This is a genomic window from Pseudomonas sp. P4_D7 (assembly GCF_056401755.1).
Genome location: NZ_JBFUIR010000008.1, coordinates 84,328 through 105,765, shown reverse-complemented (window position 1 = coordinate 105,765; position 21,438 = coordinate 84,328). Strand labels below are relative to the sequence as shown.

The window sequence follows — 21,438 nt, the reverse complement described above, 5'->3', positions numbered from 1 at the left end:
GCGCCCCGAACGTCTTACTGCTGCGGTATTTCGAGCGGCGACTGGCGCGGGGTTTCCGCTTCAGCCTTTTGTGCCGCTTGCAGCGCATCGGCTTCTGCCTTGGCGCGGTCATTGGCGGCTTGCTGCAGCTGCTGCAGTTGACCCGGGGTCAGTTGCTGCAGACGCAACATCATGCGTTGGACCAGTTCGCGAGTGGTTTCGCGACGGGCGTCGTTGGCTTCCTGATCGGAGCCCACGAGGTTGTTACCGTCGTGAATAAACACTTTCTGAACTTCAAGTTTGTCGCTGAGCAGTTGCAGGTTCTTGTCGCCACGGATCTCGTAGTTCAGAACAGTACTGACTTGATACTCGCCCGTACGACCGGCACCGGCGTAGCTGAGGATGCGCTGGCTCTCTTGCTGGTCAGCCAGGAACAGCTTGTACGGAGCACCGCTGTAAACCTTGACGCCGCTCGACTCCAGCACCTGGCGCAGTTGCGTGACCGTCTCGCCGTAGGCGTTACGGGCGCTCAGGTCGAGTTCCTTGATCGACAGTTCGTTGGTGCCGGTACCGCGCAGCTGGAAACCGCAGGCGCTCAAGAGAACGGCGAGGCCCATCACCAGCAGATTGCGTTTGATCATTGTGTTGCTCCCCTTGAAACCACGTGGGCCGACTGTACGGCCCGAAAGGTTTTACTTGACGCCAGGCGAGCCTGACGCCCGATCCAATTAGCTGGCGACGATGTTGACCAGTTTCCCCGGCACAACGATCACTTTACGAATAGTCAGGCCGTCGACGAAACGCAGTACGTTTTCGTTGGCGCGGGCTGCTGCTTCAACTTCTTCGCGGGTCGCGCTGGCCGGCATTTCGATCTGGCCGCGCAGTTTGCCGTTGACCTGGATGACCAGGGTCAGGCTGTCCTGCACCAAAGCGCTTTCATCCACTGCCGGCCAGCCGGCGTCGATGACTGCATCGGCGTGACCCAGCTGGTTCCACAGTTCGTGGCTGATGTGCGGCGTGATTGGTGCCAGCAACAGCGTCACGGCTTCCAGACCTTCGTGAATCAGCGCGCGATCCTGCTCGGTGCTTTGCGCGGCTTTTTCCAGCACGTTCATCAGCGTCATTACCTGGGCGATGGCGGTGTTGAATTTGTGGTTCTGGCCGACGTCGTGGCTGGCCTGCTTGATGGCCACGTGAATGGCGCGGCGTACGGCCTTCTGTTCGTCATTCAGGCTGGCGATGTCCAGCTTGCCCGGCAAGCCCTGAGTGACGTGGGCTTGCGCCAGACGCCAGACGCGCTTGAGGAAACGGTGCGAACCTTCGACGCCGGAGTCGGACCATTCGGCGCTCATGTCAGGTGGCGAAGCGAACATCATGAACAGGCGGCAGGTGTCGGCGCCGAACTGATCGATCATCGACTGTGGGTCAACGCCGTTGTTCTTCGACTTGGCCATCTTCTCGGTGCCGCCGATTTCTACCGGCAGACCGTCGGATTTCAGCTTGGCACTGATGACCTTGGCTTTGCTGTCGCGCTCGAGTTCTACGTCCGCCGGGTTGAACCAGGTGTAAGCACCATTGGCTTCGCGACGGTAGTAGGTTTCGGCGATCACCATGCCTTGGGTCAGCAGGTTCTTGAACGGCTCGTTGGAGCTGACCAGGCCTTCGTCACGCATCAGCTTGTGGAAGAAGCGCGCGTAAAGCAGGTGCAGAATGGCGTGTTCGATACCACCGATGTACTGATCGACAGGCAACCAGTGGTCGGCTGCGGATTTTTCCACCAGGCCACCTTCAAAGTGCGGCGAGGCGTAACGGGCGTAGTACCACGACGACTCGACGAACGTATCCATGGTGTCGGTTTCACGCTTGGCAGGCTGGCCGCATTTCGGGCAGCTACACTCGTAAAACTCAGGCATGCGCGCCAGCGGCGAACCGGCGCCGTCTGGAACCACATCTTCCGGCAGGACGACAGGCAATTGATCTTCCGGCACCGGCACGTCACCGCATGCATCGCAGTGGATGATCGGGATCGGGCAGCCCCAGTAGCGCTGGCGGCTGATGCCCCAGTCGCGCAGGCGGAACTGGGTGCGCGAGGCGCCCAGTTCTTTCTTGATCAGGGCCACTTCAATGGCGTCGAACGCGCCAGCGAAGTCGAGGCCGTCGAATTCGCCAGAGTTGATCAGCGTACCGTGCTCGCCATAGGCGTCTTGCCACGGGGCCGGGTTACTGTCGCCAGAGCTGGTACGCACTACCGATTTCACCGGCAGGTTGTACTTGTGAGCGAATTCGAAATCGCGCTCGTCGTGCGCCGGTACAGCCATGACTGCGCCGTCGCCGTAGTGCATCAGCACGTAGTTGGCGACCCAGACCGGGAGTTTTTCACCGGTCAGCGGATGCTCGACGAACAGGCCGGTCGGCAGGCCTTTCTTTTCTTGCGTGGCGACGTCGGCTTCAGCGACGCTGCCGCCCTTGCATTCAGCGATGAACGCTTGCAGCTCAGGGTTGTTCTGCGCTGCCTGGGTCGCCAGTGGATGCTCGGCAGCCACGGCGACATAGGTCGCGCCCATCAGGGTGTCCGGACGGGTAGTGAAGACTTTCAGGGTGCCGGCTTCGCCAATCGAGTCGACGTTGTACGGGAACTGCACTTCCATGCCGCGGGATTTGCCGATCCAGTTGCGCTGCATGGTCTTGACCTGTTCAGGCCAGCCAGTCAGTTCGTCGAGGCTCTCCAGCAGCTCATCCGCGTAGGCGGTGATCTTGAAGTAGTACATCGGGATTTCGCGCTTTTCGATCAGCGCGCCGGAACGCCAGCCGCGACCGTCGATCACCTGTTCGTTAGCGAGAACGGTCTGGTCGATCGGGTCCCAGTTCACGGTGCCGTTTTTACGGTAGATCACGCCTTTTTCGAACAGGCGAGTGAACAGCCATTGTTCCCAGCGGTAGTAATCCGGTTTGCAGGTGGTGACTTCGCGCGACCAGTCAACCGCCAGACCCAGGCTGCGCAGCTGGGTTTTCATGTAGGCGATGTTTTCGTAGGTCCACTTGGCCGGCGCGACGTTGTTCTTCATCGCGGCGTTTTCTGCCGGCATGCCGAACGCGTCCCAACCCATAGGTTGCAGAACGTTCTTGCCGAGCATGCGCTGGTAGCGGGAGATCACGTCGCCGATGGTGTAGTTGCGCACGTGCCCCATGTGTAGCTTGCCGCTGGGGTAAGGGAACATCGACAGGCAGTAGTAGGTTTCCTTGCCTGGCTGTTCACTGACTTCAAAGGACTTTTGCTCGTCCCAGAACGACTGGGCGGCGGCTTCGATTTCACGGGGCTGATATTGTTCGTGCATGGCTACTTTTGTACTGGATAGGGGTGGCCTAATCCTCTTCAACGCAGGTGCCGGGGTTGGCCCGGACGAGCTGGAAGTGGAATTACAGGAAGCGCCGTAGCATACATGACCGCGCTCGGCCTAGGGAAACCCTGATTACAGCTGTTTGTCCCGGCAAATCCGTGGCGAGGGCCGTTGGTCGCGGCGTGCAGCCGGTTTGTGCAGCGAAGCTAAGCTCTAACTGGGGAGTGAGTCTTATCTTCAATGAGGTGAGGGATGGTGGAGCAACGGCAAAAAAACGTGACGAAACCCGAGTTGTACGAAAGATTGATCGATCGTCTTGGTATGGCCCTGGACGCATTAAAAACCGCTGACCGGCTGCGCGACGAGCGCCCCCTGGAACTGGAATTGCGTGGCTTGAGCCCCGCCGAGTTCAAACTGGTCAAGGCCTATCTGGATCGCAGTGAACGTGAAACGCACGGATGCTTGTCACAGGCAGTGAAGCAGCTCGATGCAGCACATTCGGCCAAGGTCATCTGGCTCAAGGACAAGGCGCCCGGCAGAGACACCGTCAAGGTTCGCTCTGTACAGGCCAAGTAAACGCATGGCAGGTCAAGAACCGGATCTTTTTCAACGGGATCCCACCTATTGGTTGTAACGCTTTATTAACACTCTTAGGCTTCGGGCATCTGTGGAGATGCTCGATGCCTTTTCGTTATTTCATCAAACAACTTTTGTTACCACCCGGCATTCTTTTGCTGCTGTTGCTGGCCGCTTGGTGGCTGCGCCGCTCACGGCCGCGCCTGGCTGGATTGTGTTTTGCCATTGGCTTTGGCGGAATGTGGCTGATGAGCCTGCCGGTGGTCGTGCAGTGGGGCGCGAAAGCTCTGGAGCGCGAGCCACCGCTGGCCCGTGAAGAGTGGGCGACGTTGGCGCAGCGCGCTGACGCGATTGTGGTGCTGGGTTCCGGCCGCGAGCGCGGTGATCTGGCCTGGGGAGAGGATCAGCCGACCGGCGTGGGCCTTGAGCGTCAGCGGTATGCGGCTCGACTGGCGAAGGCATCCGGTTTGCCGATTTTGACCACGGGTGGCCTGCATTACGGTACGCCGCCGACCGAGGCGAAGTTGATGGCGGATTCATTGCGCGACGATTTTGGCGTGACCGTGCGCTGGCAGGAAGGCGAGAGCCGCACTACGTGGGAAAATGCGAAGTTCACGGCCGATATCTTGTTGCCGCAGGGGATCAAGCGCGTGGTCGTGGTGACGCAGGCCTGGCACATGCCGCGATCGGTATGGAGTTTTCAACAGGCGGGTTTTGAAGTGGTGCCGGCCCCGGTCGGATTTCTCGGAACCGATAACGCGAGACCGTTTGGTGGCTGGCTGCCGGAGTTCAAGTCGATCTGGCAGAGCGGGCAGTTGTTGAATGAAGCGGTAGGGCAGGTGGGGTATTCGCTGTTTTACCGCTGAAGATCAAAAGATCGCAGCCTGCGGCAGCTCCTTGGGAAAATACAAATCCCGTGTAGGAGCTGCCGCAGGCTGCGATCTTTGCTTTAAAGCGTTTTCGACATCCGGCTGGCCATCAGTGCCCAGCCAAACAGCAGAACGCACAGGATGATCAATGGCCACGAGCGCCATTGCAGATACGGCGTCAGGTTGTGCATCGGCACCACTTCGCCGTAGAGGATGCCCTGTTCAAACTGCGGAATCTGCTCGGTGATCTGCCCGAACGGGTTGATCAGTCCGGTCACACCGTTGTTGGTTGCACGAATCATCCAGCGCCCAGCCTCAAGCGCACGCATCTGCGCCATCTGCAAATGCTGCAGCGGGCCAATCGAGGTGCCGAACCAGGTGTCGTTGCTGATCGTCAGCAGCAAATCACTGCGCGCCGACAGGCTGGCGGCGAATTCCGGATAGACCACCTCGTAGCAGATGAACGGTGCGATCTGATAACCCTTGGCCTGCAACAACGCCTGATCGGCCGGGCCACGGGCAAAGTCGGACATTGGCAGGTCGAAGAAGGCGATCAGCCCGCGCAATACATCCTGCAGTGGCACGTATTCGCCGAAGGGCACCAGTTTCTGCTTCAGGTAGGTGCCATCGCCTTCGCCCACCACGGTGATGCCATTGAAGAAGCGTTTTTCGTGACGAACGGTTTCGCGGATCGGTACGCCAGTGATCAGCGCCGATTTACGCTCGGCGGCGAAGGTACCCATCATGGTCAGGTAGCCCTCGGCGGACTCCTTCAATACTGGCACGGCGGTTTCCGGCCAGATCAGCAAGTCCACCGGTTTCGAGCGGAAGCTCAAATCGCGATACAAAGCCAACTGCGCGTTGAGCTCGGCCGGATCCCATTTCATGCTTTGCGCGACGTTGCCCTGAATCGCGGCAACACTCAGCGGCGCGCCGGAGGGGCTGGTCCAGGCATGGCCCTTGAGTGCAATGCCGGCCACCCAAGGGCCAACCAGCAGCACCAAACCTGCGGCAACAAAACCTTTGCGGCCGGTTTGCAGCAGGCGTGGGGCGTTGTAGATCAGTGCTGCGGTCAGTGCCAGAACAAACGACACCAGCCACATGCCACCCACTGGAGCGAGTCCGGCCAATGGGCCATCGAGCTGGCTGTAACCCGAGTACAACCACGGGAAACCAGTGAGGAACCAGCCGCGAAACGCTTCCTGGCCGACCCACAAGGCAGCGAACGCCAAGGCATCAGCCACAGGTGCTTCGTTACGGCGCAACCAGCGCGCCCACAGCCAGGCCGGCAGGGCAAAGAACCAGGCGATCGCCGCGGTAAACAGCAGCATCAGGAATCCGGCCAACAGCACCGAAGCGCCGCCGAAATGGTGGATGCTGTAATAGATCCAACTGGTGCCGGCACCAAACAGGCCGAAACCGAAGCACCAGCCACGGCCCAGTGCCTGACGCGGACTCAGCTCGCGCAAACCGGCATAGAACAAGCCGACCGCCAGCAAAGCCAGCGGCCAGATGTTGAACGGTGCCAGAGCGAAAGTGGTGATTGCACCGGCCGCCACGGCCAGCAGGTTACCGGGCCAGCCGGGGCGGGTTGTCCAGCGCATTTCAGTCCTTAGATTTCTTACCGGGCGATAGGGGTCAGTCGCAGCAAATGAATCCGACGGCTGTCGGCGTTCAGGATGCGGAAACGATAGGCGCCGATTTCAGTGATTTCGTTGCGTTTTGGCAAGTGCCCGAACGCGCTCATCACCAGGCCGCCGACAGTGTCGAACTCGTCATCGGAGAACTCGCTGTCGAAGAACTCGTTGAAGTTCTCGATTGGGGTCAGGGCCTTGATCAGGAAGTCACCGCTGGGCAGCGGCTTGATGTAGCTGTCTTCTTCGACGTCGTGTTCGTCTTCGATGTCGCCGACGATCTGTTCCAGCACGTCTTCAATCGTTACCAGACCGGCTACGCCGCCGTATTCGTCGATGACGATGGCCATGTGGTTGTGGTTGGCGCGGAATTCTCGCAGCAACACGTTCAGGCGCTTGGACTCCGGCACGAAGGTGGCCGGGCGCAGCAGATCCTTGATGTTGAAGCTGTCGCCGTTCTCCTTGAGGATCAGCGGCAACAAATCCTTGGCCAGCAGCACGCCCATCACGTCGTCATGGCTTTCGCCGATCACCGGATAGCGCGAGTGGGCCGAATCGACCACGGCCGGGAGGAATTCACGGGGTGTCTGGGTCGCCTTGATGCTGATCATCTGCGAACGCGGCACCATGATGTCGCGTACTTGCAGGTCAGCCACCTGAATGGCGCCTTCGACGATGGCCAGCGCTTCGCTGTCCAGCAGTTTGTTCTGATGTGCATCACGCAGCAGCTCGAGGAGCTCCTGACGGTTCTTCGGCTCGTGGGCAAAAGCCTGGGTCAGTTTACCCAGCCATGACTTCTGCCCGTTGCTCGATCGATCTTCGCTCATAGCGATTACTCTGAATCCTTTGTTGTAACGATAGGGGATGTTTCGGGTTCGTCGTCCGCGTACGGATCGGGATAGCCCAGTTCAGCAAGCAACTCGCGTTCCAGTGCTTCCATTTCTTCGGCTTCTTCGTCATCTATATGGTCGTAACCAAGCAGATGCAAGCAGCCGTGAATGACCAGATGTGCCCAGTGGGCCTTTAGTTCCTTGCCTTGTTCGGCGGCTTCGCGCTCGACCACGGCCACGCAGATCACCAGATCGCCGAGCAGCGGGATGTCGAGAAACTCGTCAGGCACTTCAGCCGGGAACGACAGGACGTTGGTCGCGTAATCCTTGTGGCGCCAGGTGTGATTGAGCTCGCGGCCTTCTTCCTCGTCGACCAGACGAATGGTCATTTCCGAGTCGGCGGTGCGTTGGCGCAGGGCCAGTTCGCACCACAGGCGGAAGTCGGTTTCACTCGGCGCGTTCGCTTCAGTCGCGATTTGCAGGTCTAGCTCAAGCATTTCGCGAGGTGTCCTTGGGGGCTTCGTCACGGTTTTCGAAGCGCTCGTAGGCTTCGACGATCCGCTGTACCAAAGGATGACGCACGACGTCTTTAGGCTGGAAGTGCGTGAAGCTGATGCCCGGCACGTCTTTGAGCACTTCGATCACATGATGCAGGCCGGACTTGGTGCCACGCGGCAGGTCGACCTGGGTGATATCACCGGTGATGACTGCGGTGGAGCCAAAGCCGATTCGGGTCAGGAACATCTTCATCTGTTCGACGGTGGTGTTCTGGCTTTCGTCGAGAATGATGAAGCTGTTATTCAGCGTGCGACCGCGCATATAGGCCAGCGGCGCAACTTCAATCACCTGGCGCTCGATCAGCTTGGCCACGTATTCAAAGCCGAGCATCTCGTAGAGCGCGTCGTAGAGCGGGCGCAGGTACGGGTCGATCTTCTGCGACAGGTCGCCGGGCAGGAAGCCGAGTTTTTCACCCGCTTCAACCGCCGGACGCACCAGCAGGATGCGACGGATCTGCTCGCGCTCCAGGGCATCGACAGCGCAGGCCACGGCCAGATAGGTCTTGCCGGTACCGGCCGGGCCAATGCCGAAGTTGATGTCGTTACCGAGGATTTCCTTCACGTAGCGCAACTGATTCAAGCCGCGTGGGCGAATCATGCCTTTCTTGGTGCGCAGGGCAACGGACGCTTCGGCGGGGGCGTGATTGTCCAGCTCGACCACGGCAGATTCCTGGAGGAACAGGTGCACGAGGTCCGGCGACAGCTCGGTACCTTTGGTTTCCCGGTACAGGCGGCGCAGCAGGTTTTCCGCAGACGTGGTGTGCTTGGGGTCGCCGATCAACTCGAACTGGTTTCCGCGGTTGCGGATCTCGATGGTCAGGCGCTGTTCGATCAAGCGCAAATGCTCGTCGAATTGCCCGCACAGATTGGCGAAGCGGCGAGCCTCAAAAGGCTCGAGGATAAAACGATGTGGTTCTATGGGTGCGTTCAAGGTCGTATTTAGCCGCCCTGGGGCAATTAAGATGAAATCAAGGATAACGCCAGAGGCCTGGGTGCGAAAGCTCTTAAATCACCACGGTTCATGTGGGAGCGAGCCTGCTCGCGAAGGCGGTCTGTCAGACTCATGAATGTTTAATGTGTCGCAGCCTTCGCGAGCAGGCTCGCTCCCACAGGGAAATGCAGTGTTACTGGACCAGCGAGCCGCGCAGCGAGTGCGGTTGCGCCGCGTCGATGCGCACATCGGCGAACTGGCCGATCAGGGTCGGATTGTCGCAGCGGAAGTTGACTATTCGATTATTCTCGGTGCGCCCTTGCAGCTCGCCCGGGTCTTTCTTCGAATAGTCGGTGACCAGAATGCGCTGGATCGAGCCGACCATTTGTCGGCTGATCTCAAAGCCTTGCTGATTCAGGCGATGTTGCAGGGCGTTCAGGCGTTCCTTTTTCAACTCTTCCGGGGTCTCGTCGGCCAGATCGGCCGCCGGGGTACCTGGGCGCTGGCTGTAAACGAACGAGTAGGAGAAGTCGAAACCGACATCGGCAATCAGCTTCATCGTCTGTTCGAAGTCTTTCTCGGTCTCGCCGGGGAAGCCGACGATGAAGTCCGAACTGATGCAGATGCCCGGCACCGCCGCACGCAGTTTGCGCAGCTTGGATTTGTACTCCAGCGCCGTGTGGTTGCGCTTCATCGCCGCGAGAATCCGGTCGGAACCCGACTGCACCGGCAAATGCAGATGCTTGACCAGTTCCGGGACGTCGGCGTGGGCCTGGATCAGGCTGTCGGAGAATTCCAGCGGGTGCGAAGTGGTGTAGCGAATGCGGTCGATGCCGTCGATGGCGGCGACGACGCGGATCAGCTCGGCGAGATCAGCCAGACGACCGTCATGGGTCGTACCGCGATAGCCGTTGACGTTCTGCCCCAGCAGCGTCACTTCACGCACGCCGTTTTCGGCGAGGTGAATGACTTCGGCGACCACGTCATCGAACGGCCGGCTGACTTCTTCACCTCGGGTGTAAGGCACCACGCAGAACGTGCAGTACTTGCTGCAGCCTTCCATTACTGACACATAGGCGCTCGGACCGTCGATACGCGGCTCGGGCAGGTGGTCGAATTTTTCGATTTCCGGGAACGACACGTCGACTTGCGGCATTTTGGTGATGCGCGCGGCGTCGATCATTTCTGGCAGGCGGTGCAGGGTCTGCGGGCCGAAGACCACGTCGACGTACGGCGCGCGATCACGAATCGCCGCGCCTTCCTGACTGGCCACGCAACCGCCGACAGCGATCACCATTTCCGGGTTGGCCAGTTTCAGTTCGCGCCAGCGGCCGAGCTGCGAATACACGCGATCCTGGGCGCGCTCGCGGATCGAGCAGGTGTTGAGCAGAATTACGTCGGCATCTTCGGCACGCGCGGTGACTTCCAGGGCCTGATGTTCACCCAGCAGATCGACCATGCGCGAGCTGTCGTACTCGTTCATCTGGCAACCGTGGGTTTCGATGTAAAGCTTCTTGGCCATGGATTAGGGTCATCACGTGATTCAAAGAACCGCGCATTATAGGGAACAAGCCTTCAGGTTCCTACCGCTGCGCGTCCGGTGGCTATGCTATAGTTTGCGCCCTCATTTTTATCCCCGATGTTATCCCCCCGCCATGACCAAACGCGAAGCTCCAATCTATAAGGTGATTTTCCTCAACCAGGGCCAGGTGTTCGAAATGTACGCCAAGCAGATCTATCAAAGTGATCTGTGGGGCTTTCTGGAAGTGGAAGAGTTCGTCTTTGGCGAGCGCACGCAAGTGGTCGTCGATCCGAGCGAAGAAAAGCTCAAGGCGCAGTTCGAAGGCGTGGTGCGCAGCTTTGTGCCGATGCATTCGATTGTGCGCATCGATGAAGTGGAACGTCTGGGCACCCCGAAAATCAGCGAAGCCCGCGGCGCGGTCGGCAATGTGATGCCGTTTCCGATGCCGATGCCTGAGAAGTAAAACACAAGACCGCGTCGCCCTCATTCGCGAGCAAGTCGAATCGTCGCACCGTCGCTCCCACAGGGGATCTTCTGAACACTGGAGATCTACTGTGGGAGCGAGCTTGCTCGCGAAGGGGCCGGAAAGGTCGGCGCAAAAATCAGGGAAGAGGCGAGAACGGCGTACGCCCATCGGCGCTCTGCAGTTCCATCAGGTATTTACGGAAAATTTGCCCGAGCACCTGGGTCGCGGTTTCGAGGTCTTCGCGAGACATTTTTTCGGAGACTTCGTCGGCCGTGTCCAGCGCGTCTTCAGCGCCGTTGACCGCGGCCATCTTCAGCACGATGTACGCCTGAATATTGTTGGCCTGCACGCCTTCACCGTGGAAGAACATGGTGCCGAGCTTGAACTGAGCCTGAGCGTGGCCTTGCAGCGAGGCTTTTTCGAAATAGCTCAAGGCTTGATTGAGGTCGCGCGGCGCATTCTTGCCGTCGTAGTAGAACTCACCCAACTCGTATTGCGCTTGCGCATCCCCTTCGTCCGCCGCTTTCTGGCAGGCGGCCAGTGCCTGCGTGACGTCTTGCGGCTGAGTATTGAGGGTGCAACGACCCATCGCCGGGATCAACAACGAGTTGCCGCCTGCTTGTGCATGCGCGAGCAGGGGCTGAAGGAGCAACAGGCAGCCCAAGGCAAGGGTGCGGCCGGTGCGGTTCATGGGAATCGACTTACCTCTGAAGGGCACGCGGACCCATCGAGGGATCCAATAAGCGCGCATTATGAAATAAGCAGGGCCAACCTTACAAAGTCTTTACTCGTTTTTCTGCTGCGCGGGGAATATATCGCCCACTTTAGGGGAGATTTTTAGCAGGAGCATCGGAAAAACAGCGTCGATGTAGGTGAATGCTGACGCTGGCGATAGCCAACGTCAGCGGTACGGCAGTTATTTCAGTGCGGCGAAGGCGCGCTCGGCAGCGTCCAGTGTCAGTTTCAACTCGGCTTCGCCGTGGGCGATCGAGGTAAACCCGGCTTCGAAGGCGCTCGGCGCCAGGTACACGCCACCTTCCAGCATCAGGTGGAAGAAGCGACCGAACAGGGCAGCGTCGCTGGCCATCACATCTTCAAAGGTGACGATGTCGTCGGCGCCGCTGAAGTACAGACCGAACATGCCGCCAGCCTGCGTGGTCACGAACGGAATGCCAGCAGCATCGGCGCGTTGTTGCAGGCCATCGAGCAGGCGCGTGGTGTAGTCGGTCAGCTCGGCGTGGAAACCCGGACGGCTGATCAAACGCAGCGTGGTCAAGCCGGCGGCCATGGCCAACGGATTACCCGACAGCGTGCCGGCCTGATACACCGGGCCCAGCGGCGCAATACGCTGCATGATTTCACGCTTGCCGCCGAAGCAGCCGACCGGCATGCCGCCACCGATGATCTTGCCGAAGGTAGTCAGGTCTGGATTGACCCCGTAATACGCCTGAGCACCGCCGAGGGCAACGCGGAAACCGGTCATCACTTCGTCGAAAATCAGCACCACGCCATGCTTGTCGCACAGCGTGCGCAGGCCTTCGAGGAAGCCTGGTGCTGGTGGTACGCAGTTCATGTTGCCGGCCACTGGCTCAACGATGATGCAGGCCACTTCCTGGCCGACTTCAGTGAGCATCTTCTCAACCGCGTCGATGTCGTTGAACGGCAGGGTCAGGGTGTGTTTGGCGAAAGCCGCCGGCACACCGGCGGAGCTCGGTACGCCCTGGGTCAGTGCGCCGGAACCGGCCTTGACCAGCAGGCTGTCGGAGTGGCCGTGATAGCAGCCCTCGAACTTGATGATGCTGTCACGGCCGGTGTAACCACGGGCCAGACGGATCGCGCTCATGGTCGCTTCGGTGCCGGAGCTGACCATGCGCACCATGTCCATCGATGGCACCAGCGAGCAGACCAGATCGGCCATCTCGGTTTCCATCGCGGTCGGCGCACCGTACGACAAGCCGTGTTGCAGCTGATTGCGCACTGCGTCCAGCACGTCCGGGTGGCTGTGGCCGAGGATCATCGGACCCCACGAACCAACGTAATCGACATAACGCTTGTCGTCTTCGTCGGTAACGTAAGCACCTTCAGCGTGCTTGAAGAACAGCGGTGTGCCGCCCACGCTTTTGAACGCGCGAACCGGCGAATTCACGCCTCCGGGAATGTGTTTCTGGGCATTGGCAAACAGGGTTTCGGAACGAGACATGATCGGGCTCTCAAATCAGACTTTCAGTAATTCATTGAACGCGCGGGCGCGGCGGGTCACTTCGGCGGTGCTCTCGGCACCAAACAGACCGTGGACCACGGCGAGCAGGTCGACCCCATGGGCCACCAGCGGCGCGGCGTTGTCGAGGGTGATGCCGCCAATCGCGCAGATTGGCAGGTGCAGTGTGCACTTGGCTTCGTCGAGCAGATCGAGGCTGCAGGTCGGCGCGCCGGGCTTGGTGTTGGAGTTGAAGAAGCGACCGAAGGCGACATAACTCGCACCTTCTTTGGCCGCTTGTTCGGCCAGCGCGATTTGCGCGTGGCAGGTCGAGCCGATGATCGCTTTCGAGCCGAGCAGGGCGCGGGTCGGCGACAGCGGGCCGTCGGTCTGGCCGAGGTGCACGCCAACGTTGAGGCGCGCCGCCAGCTCAGCGTCATCGTTGATGATCAGCTGCGTCTTGTAGCGCTCGCACAGATCGCGCAGCGCTTCGGCCTCGCGCAGACGGCGGGCCTCATCGTTGCTCTTGTCGCGGTATTGCAGCAGGGTGACGCCGCCTTCCAGCGCCGCCTCCACGTAAGACAGAAACTTGCCGGCCAGCAACTGGCTGTCGGTAATGGCATACAGGCCACGTAGTTTCATCAGGCAGACCTCACGACGTTACGAGCAGAAATCCAGCGGCAGGCGACGCGGGACGAACTGGCCTTTGCCCAGTTGTTCGGCATCGCGCAGGGTGCGCCAGGTGTAATCCAGTGCACTGCGTACGGCGCTGGCCAGGTGTTCGCCTTGGGCCAGTCGGCCGGCGAGTGCGCTGGCCAAGGTGCAGCCGGAGCCGTGATAGCTGCCGGGCAGACGCTGACAGATAAAGGTTTCACGCAGACCGTCGCGGCTATACACGCGGTTGTGGATTTCAGTTTCGTCGCCATGGCCGCCGGTGATCAGCAGGTTTTTGACGAACGGCAGGAGTTTTTCAGCGCACTCGTCCGCAGTGCCTTCGGGCAGTTCGGCGAGGATTCGCGCTTCAGGAAGGTTAGGGGTGGCAATGATCGACAGCGGCAGCAGACGCTCACGCATCGCGTAACCCACCTCGTCCTTGCCCAGACGTCCGCCGCCGCCGGCGCGCAGCACCGGGTCGCAGACCACCGGCAAGTGCGGGTGCGCGGAAAGCAGTTCGACAACGGTGTCGACCATTTCCAGCGAACCGAGCATGCCCAGTTTGACTGCCGCGACTTCGGAGTCGTTGAGTACGGCATTGGCTTGAGCCAACACCCACTCACGGTCGAGGACGCGGAAGTCAGTGACGTTGACGGTGTCTTGCACGGTCAGGGCGGTGACGGCCGGAGCCGCATGGCAACCCTGCGCGAGCAGGGCTTCGATATCTGCCTGCAAGCCGGCGCCACCACTTGGGTCGTGGCCGGAGAGACAGAGGACAACGGGGCGGGAGCTGTAGATATTCATGGTGCGCGAGCTTACCACCAAAGCTGATTTTCGGGTTCAGTGCCGTTGTCCCGGGCCGCTAACCTGGCAGGAGAATCCGACCGCTCTGTCACAAGCTGACCATCTCAACAGCTCTAGCTCGCTGCTTTGCTCTGGAACGCCCGTTCTAGAGCCTTTGTAGGAAAAATTTCAATGGTGCTCAATGGCCATCAACGGCTATGCTAGTCTGGATCCAAACCAATAACAGGTAATACCGGTTTTACGTCTACTCAAAGGGAATGGGGGGGCTTCCTGACACAACCGGACGAGCCACGCTGGGGCTTCAATGCGCTATTTGCTGATGTTGTTGTTCTGCTTGCCACTCATGGCGAGCGCCGTCGAATTCGACGAATTTACCCAGAGCCTCCCTCTGGGCCGGTCGCTGCAAGTGTTCGAAGACCCGAGCGGTCAGGCGAGCATTGCCGATGTTCGTGCGCAAGCTGCCGCCGGCAATTTCAAAGTTCACGATAAGGCCACGCTTAATGCCGGTTACTCGCGCTCGGCGTTCTGGCTGAAAATTGACCTGCAGTACCGTCCGAGCAATCCCGCCGCCCAGCGCACCTGGCTGCTGGAACTGGCTTATCCACCGCTTGACCATCTCGACCTCTATACGGCCGACGCCAATGGCGACTACCGCCTCGTCCGGCAAACCGGCGACGCCTGGCCGTTCGCCAGCCGCGAGATCCGCCAGAACAACTATTTGTTCGACCTCGCTTTCGCACCGGGTCAACAACAAACCGTGTACCTGCGACTGGCCAGTGAAGGCTCGATTCAGGCACCGGTGACGTTGTGGTCGAGCACCGCGTACCTCGAAGATCAGCCGGTGCGCCTGTATGTGCTGGGGATCATTTATGGCGTGCTGCTGGGGATGCTGGTCTACAACCTGTTCATCTATCTGAGTGTGCGCGACACCAGTTACCTCTATTACATCTTCTATATCGCCTCGTTCGGCCTTTATCAGTTGTCGGTGAACGGCGCGGCGGTGGAGTATTTCTGGCCGGACAATCCGTGGTGGGCCAACGCGGCCACGCCATTTTTCATCGGCTGTGCGGGGCTGTTCGGCAGTCAGTTCGCCCGCAGTTTCCTGCAGACCAAAAACCATAGTCGTTGGCTTGATCGCCTGCTGATTGCACTGATCGCGTTCGGTGCGCTGGTGGTTGGTTTGTCGCTGATGACCAGTTACGCGTTGTCGCTGCGCCTGGCGACGATACTGGCGCTGACCTTCACTGTGGTGATTTTCGCCGCCGGGATTCTGGCCTGGTGGCGCGGCTTGCGGGTGGCGCGCTATTTCATCATCGCCTGGTCGGCGTTCCTGCTCGGCGGCATCGTCAACACGCTGATGGTGCTCGGCTTGCTGCCGAACGTGTTCCTGACCATGTATGCCAGCCAGATCGGCTCGGCGATCGAGGTGGCGCTGCTGTCGCTGGCATTGGCCGACCGGATCAACGCGATGCGCGAGCAACAAGCGCAGACCTTGTATGACGCCGGGCAGAAACTCGAAGTGCTCAACCAGCAACTGGCCCACAGCAACAAACTCAAGGACGAATTCCTCGCAACCCTGACCCACGAATTGCGCACACCGATGAACGGCGTGATCGGTTCGCTGGAGCTGATGCAGACCGTCGAGCTGGATCCGGAGCTTGAGCAATACCAGCAGACCGCCGCCGGTTCCGCGCGAGACATGATGCGCATGGTCAACGGCATCCTCACCCTCACGGAATTGCAGGCCGGCAAGCTCAAGGCTGTGCCGGGCAGTTTCAGCCTGCGCGCGGTGGTCGAAGCGCTGCGCGTGCAGTTCGACAGCAACGCGGCGAGCAAGTCGCTGGACTTCAAGGTCGAGGTGCTGCCGACCCTGCCGGATCGTCTGCACGGCGACAGCGCCAAACTCGCGCAATGCCTGGAATGCCTGCTGGACAACGCGATCAAGTTCACCCGCGTCGGCGGGCTGGCGCTGCGGGTGACCGGCAAACCGTCGACGGACAATCGCCTGGCGTTGTCGTTTGCGGTGATCGACACCGGCATCGGTTTTACCGATCTGGGCGAGGCGACGATGTACCAGCGCTTCTTCCAGCTCGACGGTTCGATGACCCGCGAATACGGCGGACTGGGCGTGGGGCTGGCGATCTGCCGACAGTTGGTCGAGCTGCTCGGCGGCAAGCTTACTCATCGCTCCGAACCCGGACGTGGCAGCCGTTTTCAACTGGACGTTGAGTTTGAACTGCCGGCGGTTGAAGCTGCGCCGATCGTCGCGCCTTCGCACGATTGTGTGCGTGCACCGCAGGACTGCACGGTGTTGCTGGTGGATGACAACAGTGTCAACCAACTGGTGATGCGCGGCATGTTGCTCAAGCTCGGCTTTCGCGTGCGTACCGCCGACAACGGCGCGGCGGCATTGGATTGCTTGCAACGAGAGACTTTCGACGCAGTGCTGATCGATTGCCAGTTGCCGGCTTACGACGGCGCGTCATTGTGCTGCCAGATTCATGCGTTGCCGGGCTGCGCGAACTTGCCGGTATTCATGCTGGCGCTAACTGCCGACCGAGAGCTTTGCGCAACGGGGGCGCCGGTCGATTACTTGAACAAACCCGTAAAATTCGAAGATCTGCAATCTGCACTGGAGCGGCGGGTGCTGTGCTGCTAGTAGGGTAAAAGCGCCGCGAATTCGGCGGATATGACACTTTGACCGGTTGCCGAGCGGTGCTTAACTGGGTTCCTTGGTTGCCCGAAGGAGCCCGTCATGAACCTGCATCAGTTCGCCGAAACCCACGAAGTCACCAACCAGCCACCGTCGCTGGACGGCACTAACCTGTACCGCATCGACCTGCCGTTGCAGGAGTGGTCGCGGCGCTTTGGTGCCGGGTGGGCGGAGTCGCGGATCGATGCCTACGGTGCACTCGCTGGTGGGCCGTTGATGGAAGCCGGGTTCCTCGCCAACCAGAATAAACCAACGTTCGCCAGCCATGACCCCTACGGTCATCGCATCGATCTGGTGGAATTTCATCCGGCCTATCACGAACTGATGCGCACGGCGATCGAGCATGGCCTGACGTCGCTGCCATGGACCCATCCACAGGACGGCGCGCATGTCGCGCGCGCCTCGATGACCTATCTGCACAGCCAGGCAGAAGCCGGCAGCGGTTGCCCGTTGACCATGACTTTCGCCAGCGTGCCGGCCCTGCGTTTGCAGCCGAATCTGGCCGAGCAATGGCTACCGAAAGTCCTCGCCACCGAATACGACCTGCGCAACGTCGGCATGGCGCACAAGGCCGGCGTGACCATCGGCATGGCCATGACCGAGAAACAGGGCGGCACCGACGTGCGCGCCAATACCACCAAGGCTTACCCGGTCGGCGCCAGTGGCCCGGGTCAGGCCTATGAACTGGTCGGGCACAAGTGGTTCTGCTCGGCGCCGATGTGCGATGCCTTCCTCACGCTGGCGCAGACCGACAAGGGTTTGAGCTGCTTCCTGTTGCCGCGTCATCGCCCGGACGACACGCGCAATCAGTTCTACATCCAGCGCCTGAAAAACAAACTCGGCAACCAGTCCAACGCCTCCAGCGAAGTGGAGTTCCGTGGCGCGCTGGCGTGGATGGTCGGTGAGGAAGGGCGCGGCGTGCCGACTATTATCGAGATGGTCGCCATGACTCGGTTCGATTGCATGGTCGGTTCCAGCGCTTTGATGCGCCAGGCGCTGACCCAGGCCAGCCATCACTGCGCGCACCGCAAGGTTGGCGGCAAGCTGCTCAGCGAACAGCCGTTGATGCAAAACGTTCTGGCTGATCTGGCCCTGGAAAGCGAAGCCGCGCTGGCCCTGAGTTTGCGCATGGGCAAGGCGCTGGATCATCTGGATGATCGCCACGAAGCGCAATTCGCGCGACTGGTGACGGCGGTGGGCAAGTATTGGATCTGCAAACGTGCGCCGGGGATGATCAACGAAGCGGCCGAGTGCATGGGCGGCGCCGGGTATGTCGAGGACAGTATCCTGCCGCGTCTGTACCGTGAGGCACCGGTGAACTCTACGTGGGAAGGCTCGGGGAATGTGCAATGCCTCGACGTGCTGCGCGCGTTGTCGAAAGAGCCGGGGGTACTGGATGTGTTGTTCAGCGAACTCGGTGACGGGCATGGCGACAAGCGTCTGGCGGCGCATATTCAGCAGTTGCAGGCGCAGTTCAAGGACACCAGTGATATTCAGTATCGCGCGCGGCAACTGACCGAAGACATCGCGCTCGGTTTACAGGCCAAGCTTCTGTTGGAGGCCGGAAATTCAACGGTCAGCGATGCCTTCATCGCCAGCCGCCTGAGCGGTGGCGGCCGGGTTTACGGTGCATTACCTCGCGGACTGGACGTCGAAGCCATCGTCGCCCGCTCAACTCCACAAGGTTTCTGAGCTCAATTTCCCAAGCGGCACAAAACCCTGTGGGAGCGAGCTTGCTCGCGAAAGCGGTACATCAGTCGACAGCTATGTTGAATGACAATCCGTATTCGCGAGCAAGCTCGCTCCCACGGGATCTCCCTAGATGGGAAGATTTGGGTACACCCACAACGCCACTGTTCCCGTGACGCCACGATGCAGGCAAGATGAAGCTCTGCAAGTCAGAACACAGGAAGCTGATCGTGACCGAAGCGTTTATTGTCGTTCAAACCGCCGAACAAGCCGTGGACCGTCTGGCCGAGCTGCATGAGCGGGCCACCACTGCGCTGAACTCGGCGCTCAAGCGTTACCTCAAGGATCGCGTCGAACCCGACGCTGCGCAGCGTGCTCTGTTTCGTTATCCCGAACTGCGTCTGACCTATCACTGCCAGGGCGAAGTGCCGCAGACCACCCGCGCTTATGCCAAGGTGCAACTGCCGGGCACCTACAGCGTCACCGTCACCCACCCGGCGGCGTTCCGCAAATACCTGCTCGAACAGTTGGTGCCGTTGATGCACGACTTCACCGTGACCGTGGAAGTCGGCGTCAGCCAGCAAAACATTCCGTATCCGTATGTGGTCGAGCAGGGCGATGAACTCGCCGGTTCCGGCGTCACTGCTGCCGTGCTGGCGCGGGTGTTCCCGAGTACCGACCTGTCCGCCGCCACCGATGGCATCGCCGACGGTCTCTACGACTGGGAAAACACCGATCCGCTGCCGCTGGCCTTGTTTGACGCCGCGCGCGTGGATTTCTCCCTGCGCCGTCTGGTGCACTACACCGGCAGCGACTGGCGGCATGTGCAGCCGTGGATTCTGCTGACCAACTATCACCGCTATGTCGACCAGTTCATCGTCCATGGTCTGGAACAGTTGCGCCGCGACCCGCGATTCGTGCGCATGGTCTTGCCGGGCAACGTGATCATCGAGAAGGGCATGGATCACGGCGAAGCATCGGCGATTGCGGCCGGTGTGGTCTGGCACCGATACCAGATGCCGGCTTATCACCTGATCGCCAGCGATGGCCACGGCGTGACGCTGGTCAACATCGGCGTCGGCCCGTCCAACGCCAAGAACATCACCGACCACTTGGCGGTGCTGCGTCCGCATTGCTGGCTGATGATCGGCCACTGCGGCGGTCTGCGTCAGTCGCAGACCATCGGCGACTACGTGCTGGCCCACGCTTACATGCGCCGCGACGGCATTCTCGACCGTGTGGTGCCGCCGAACATCCCGATCCCGGCCCTGGCGGAAGTGCAAATGGCCCTGCAGCAAGCAGCGGCCAACGTCACCGGCGAGAAGGGCGATGACCTGAAGAAACGCCTGCGCACCGGCACCGTGCTGACCTACGACGACCGTAACTGGGAATTGCGCTGGGCGCAGGAACGACCGTTGATCAACCTGTCCCGCGCCGTGGCCGTGGACATGGAAAGCGGCACGATTGCAGCGCAGGGTTATCGCTTGCGGGTGCCGTACGGCACGTTGCTCTGCGTTTCAGATAAACCGCTGCACAGTGAAATCAAACTGCCGGGTTCGGCCAATGCCTTCTATGAACGCGCGGTCAGCCAGCACTTGAAGATCGGCATTGAAGCGGTGGACCTGCTGCGCACTGAACTCAACTCGCTGCACTCGCGCAAACTGCGCAGCTTCGACGAGCCGCCGTTCCGTTAACGCTTAGTCGTGGTCATTTGGCGGTCGGGGCACTAGCATTGTCAGCCCTGATCGCTAAATGTCTGTTCTCTTATGTCTCGTCCCCCGCGTCCACCTTCCCGCCGCCCCGGCGCGAAGCCTCAGTCGTCCGCGCCACGCCGTGTTGCCAAGGCACCGCCGGCCGAGCCGAAACTGATCCTGTTCAACAAACCGTTCGATGTGCTGACGCAATTCAGCGACGGTGAAGGGCGGGCGACGCTCAAGGATTTCATCGATGTGCCCGGCATTTATCCGGCCGGACGCCTGGATCGCGACAGCGAAGGATTGTTGCTGCTGACCAACGACGGGCAGTTGCAGGCGCGTATCGCCGATCCGAAACACAAACTGGCGAAGACCTATTGGGTGCAGGTCGAAGGTGTGCCGACGGCTGAGCAATTGCAGCGCTTGCGCGATGGCGTTGAACTGAATGACGGCATGACCTTGCCCGCCGAAGCGCGGCAACTGGATGAGCCTGAATTGTGGCCGCGCAATCCGCCGGTGCGTTTTCGCGCCACCATACCGACGTCATGGCTGGAACTGGTGATTCGCGAAGGGCGCAACCGTCAGGTACGGCGCATGACGGCGGCGGTAGGCCTGCCGACATTGCGGTTGGTGCGGGTGAAGATTGGTGACTGGACGATCGACGGGCTCGATCAGGGCCAGTGGAAGGAAGTGCCGGCGCGCTTATAAAGCGCCGGACTCGATCAGGCCGATCACCACACTCTTGATGATGAACGCGGCCACGCCCAGGCCCAGTACGAAGAACAGAATGAACGAGCCAAAGCGCCCGGCTTTGGACTTCTTCGCCAGATCCCAGACGATGAAACCCATGAAAATGATCAGGATGCTGACCAGACCGGTCATCATCCACTCTTCGAATACTGCTGGATCCATTGGGGTTCTCCGGCATGGGCGCGGCTAAAAGGGCGCGGCGAGTATACGCCAAGGTGTGCGGGGTGGCATTGAT

The 21,438-nt window shown here is 60.4% G+C and carries 19 protein-coding genes; 7 read left to right on the top strand and 12 right to left on the bottom strand.

The window, feature by feature from the left end; all coding sequences use genetic code 11:
• Positions 1-14: 14 nt before the first annotated feature.
• A complete protein-coding gene (locus AC1DVF_RS08190; protein WP_093434604.1) occupies positions 15-620 on the bottom strand; it encodes an LPS-assembly lipoprotein LptE in 606 nt (201 codons plus the stop codon).
• An 87-nt stretch (positions 621-707) separates the two neighbouring features.
• The gene (gene leuS, locus AC1DVF_RS08185; RefSeq protein ID WP_257356227.1) at positions 708-3,314 is read right to left on the bottom strand and encodes a leucine--tRNA ligase; all 2,607 of its coding nucleotides are present in this window, start codon (positions 3,312-3,314) and stop codon (positions 708-710) included.
• A gap of 255 nt (positions 3,315-3,569) precedes the next feature.
• Between leuS and AC1DVF_RS08180 the strand changes: the two genes are divergently transcribed.
• Both AC1DVF_RS08180 and AC1DVF_RS08175 read left to right on the top strand, forming a co-directional pair.
• Positions 3,570-3,893: a hypothetical protein gene (locus tag AC1DVF_RS08180; RefSeq protein WP_095048767.1), complete on the top strand. Its 324-nt coding sequence runs from the start codon at positions 3,570-3,572 to the stop codon at positions 3,891-3,893.
• A 104-nt stretch (positions 3,894-3,997) separates the two neighbouring features.
• Positions 3,998-4,759, top strand: coding sequence for a YdcF family protein (locus AC1DVF_RS08175; protein WP_095125492.1), 762 nt, complete (start codon positions 3,998-4,000; stop codon positions 4,757-4,759).
• Positions 4,760-4,842: 83 nt separating this feature from the next.
• Here AC1DVF_RS08175 and lnt read toward each other — a convergent pair whose 3' ends face one another.
• The 5 genes from lnt to miaB form a co-directional block, all read right to left on the bottom strand.
• Positions 4,843-6,366 (bottom strand): apolipoprotein N-acyltransferase, encoded by a 1,524-nt coding sequence (gene lnt / locus AC1DVF_RS08170; RefSeq protein WP_099757263.1) that lies wholly within the window; start codon positions 6,364-6,366, stop codon positions 4,843-4,845.
• Between the two features lie 17 nt (positions 6,367-6,383).
• Positions 6,384-7,223 carry an HlyC/CorC family transporter gene (locus tag AC1DVF_RS08165; protein ID WP_007909641.1) on the bottom strand — a complete coding sequence of 280 codons (840 nt, stop codon included), beginning with the start codon at positions 7,221-7,223 and terminating at the stop codon, positions 6,384-6,386.
• A gap of 5 nt (positions 7,224-7,228) precedes the next feature.
• A complete protein-coding gene (ybeY, locus tag AC1DVF_RS08160; protein ID WP_476335666.1) occupies positions 7,229-7,723 on the bottom strand; it encodes an rRNA maturation RNase YbeY in 495 nt (164 codons plus the stop codon).
• Positions 7,716-8,714, bottom strand: a complete 999-nt coding sequence (locus AC1DVF_RS08155; protein ID WP_095048764.1) for a PhoH family protein — start codon at positions 8,712-8,714, stop codon at positions 7,716-7,718. Before AC1DVF_RS08155 ends, ybeY begins: the two co-directional genes overlap by 8 nt.
• A 193-nt stretch (positions 8,715-8,907) precedes the next feature.
• On the bottom strand, positions 8,908-10,236 hold the full coding sequence (gene miaB / locus AC1DVF_RS08150) for a tRNA (N6-isopentenyl adenosine(37)-C2)-methylthiotransferase MiaB (RefSeq protein WP_477782298.1): 1,329 nt from the start codon (positions 10,234-10,236) through the stop codon (positions 8,908-8,910).
• Positions 10,237-10,369: 133 nt separating this feature from the next.
• Here miaB and AC1DVF_RS08145 point away from each other — a divergent pair, with 133 nt between their 5' ends.
• Positions 10,370-10,699 (top strand): DUF1820 family protein, encoded by a 330-nt coding sequence (locus AC1DVF_RS08145; RefSeq protein ID WP_003185742.1) that lies wholly within the window; start codon positions 10,370-10,372, stop codon positions 10,697-10,699.
• A gap of 139 nt (positions 10,700-10,838) precedes the next feature.
• Here AC1DVF_RS08145 and AC1DVF_RS08140 read toward each other — a convergent pair whose 3' ends face one another.
• From AC1DVF_RS08140 to AC1DVF_RS08125, 4 genes are all read right to left on the bottom strand, one after another.
• Positions 10,839-11,393, bottom strand: coding sequence for a tetratricopeptide repeat protein (locus AC1DVF_RS08140; RefSeq protein WP_003228518.1), 555 nt, complete (start codon positions 11,391-11,393; stop codon positions 10,839-10,841).
• Positions 11,394-11,618: 225 nt separating this feature from the next.
• Entirely contained in the window at positions 11,619-12,902 is a 1,284-nt protein-coding gene (gene hemL / locus AC1DVF_RS08135; protein ID WP_093434628.1) for a glutamate-1-semialdehyde 2,1-aminomutase, read from the bottom strand.
• 15 nt (positions 12,903-12,917) lie between these two features.
• The gene (gene thiE / locus AC1DVF_RS08130) at positions 12,918-13,541 is read right to left on the bottom strand and encodes a thiamine phosphate synthase (protein ID WP_093434631.1); all 624 of its coding nucleotides are present in this window, start codon (positions 13,539-13,541) and stop codon (positions 12,918-12,920) included.
• Positions 13,542-13,559: 18 nt separating this feature from the next.
• On the bottom strand, positions 13,560-14,357 hold the full coding sequence (locus AC1DVF_RS08125) for a hydroxymethylpyrimidine/phosphomethylpyrimidine kinase (RefSeq protein WP_007909650.1): 798 nt from the start codon (positions 14,355-14,357) through the stop codon (positions 13,560-13,562).
• Between the two features lie 304 nt (positions 14,358-14,661).
• On the opposite strand from AC1DVF_RS08125, the gene AC1DVF_RS08120 reads away from it, so the two are divergent.
• The 4 genes from AC1DVF_RS08120 (at position 14,662) to AC1DVF_RS08105 (ending at position 21,161) form a co-directional block, all read left to right on the top strand.
• On the top strand, positions 14,662-17,016 hold the full coding sequence (locus AC1DVF_RS08120; RefSeq protein ID WP_257356216.1) for a hybrid sensor histidine kinase/response regulator: 2,355 nt from the start codon (positions 14,662-14,664) through the stop codon (positions 17,014-17,016).
• A gap of 96 nt (positions 17,017-17,112) precedes the next feature.
• Positions 17,113-18,762 carry an acyl-CoA dehydrogenase family protein gene (locus AC1DVF_RS08115; protein WP_477782297.1) on the top strand — a complete coding sequence of 550 codons (1,650 nt, stop codon included), beginning with the start codon at positions 17,113-17,115 and terminating at the stop codon, positions 18,760-18,762.
• Positions 18,763-18,953: 191 nt separating this feature from the next.
• Positions 18,954-20,453: an AMP nucleosidase gene (gene amn / locus AC1DVF_RS08110; protein WP_016986142.1), complete on the top strand. Its 1,500-nt coding sequence runs from the start codon at positions 18,954-18,956 to the stop codon at positions 20,451-20,453.
• A 72-nt stretch (positions 20,454-20,525) separates the two neighbouring features.
• Positions 20,526-21,161, top strand: coding sequence for a pseudouridine synthase (locus AC1DVF_RS08105; protein ID WP_093434639.1), 636 nt, complete (start codon positions 20,526-20,528; stop codon positions 21,159-21,161).
• Here AC1DVF_RS08105 and AC1DVF_RS08100 read toward each other — a convergent pair.
• The gene (locus AC1DVF_RS08100; protein ID WP_003228500.1) at positions 21,156-21,365 is read right to left on the bottom strand and encodes a DUF2788 domain-containing protein; all 210 of its coding nucleotides are present in this window, start codon (positions 21,363-21,365) and stop codon (positions 21,156-21,158) included. The genes AC1DVF_RS08105 and AC1DVF_RS08100 overlap by 6 nt on opposite strands.
• Positions 21,366-21,438: the final 73 nt, after the last annotated feature.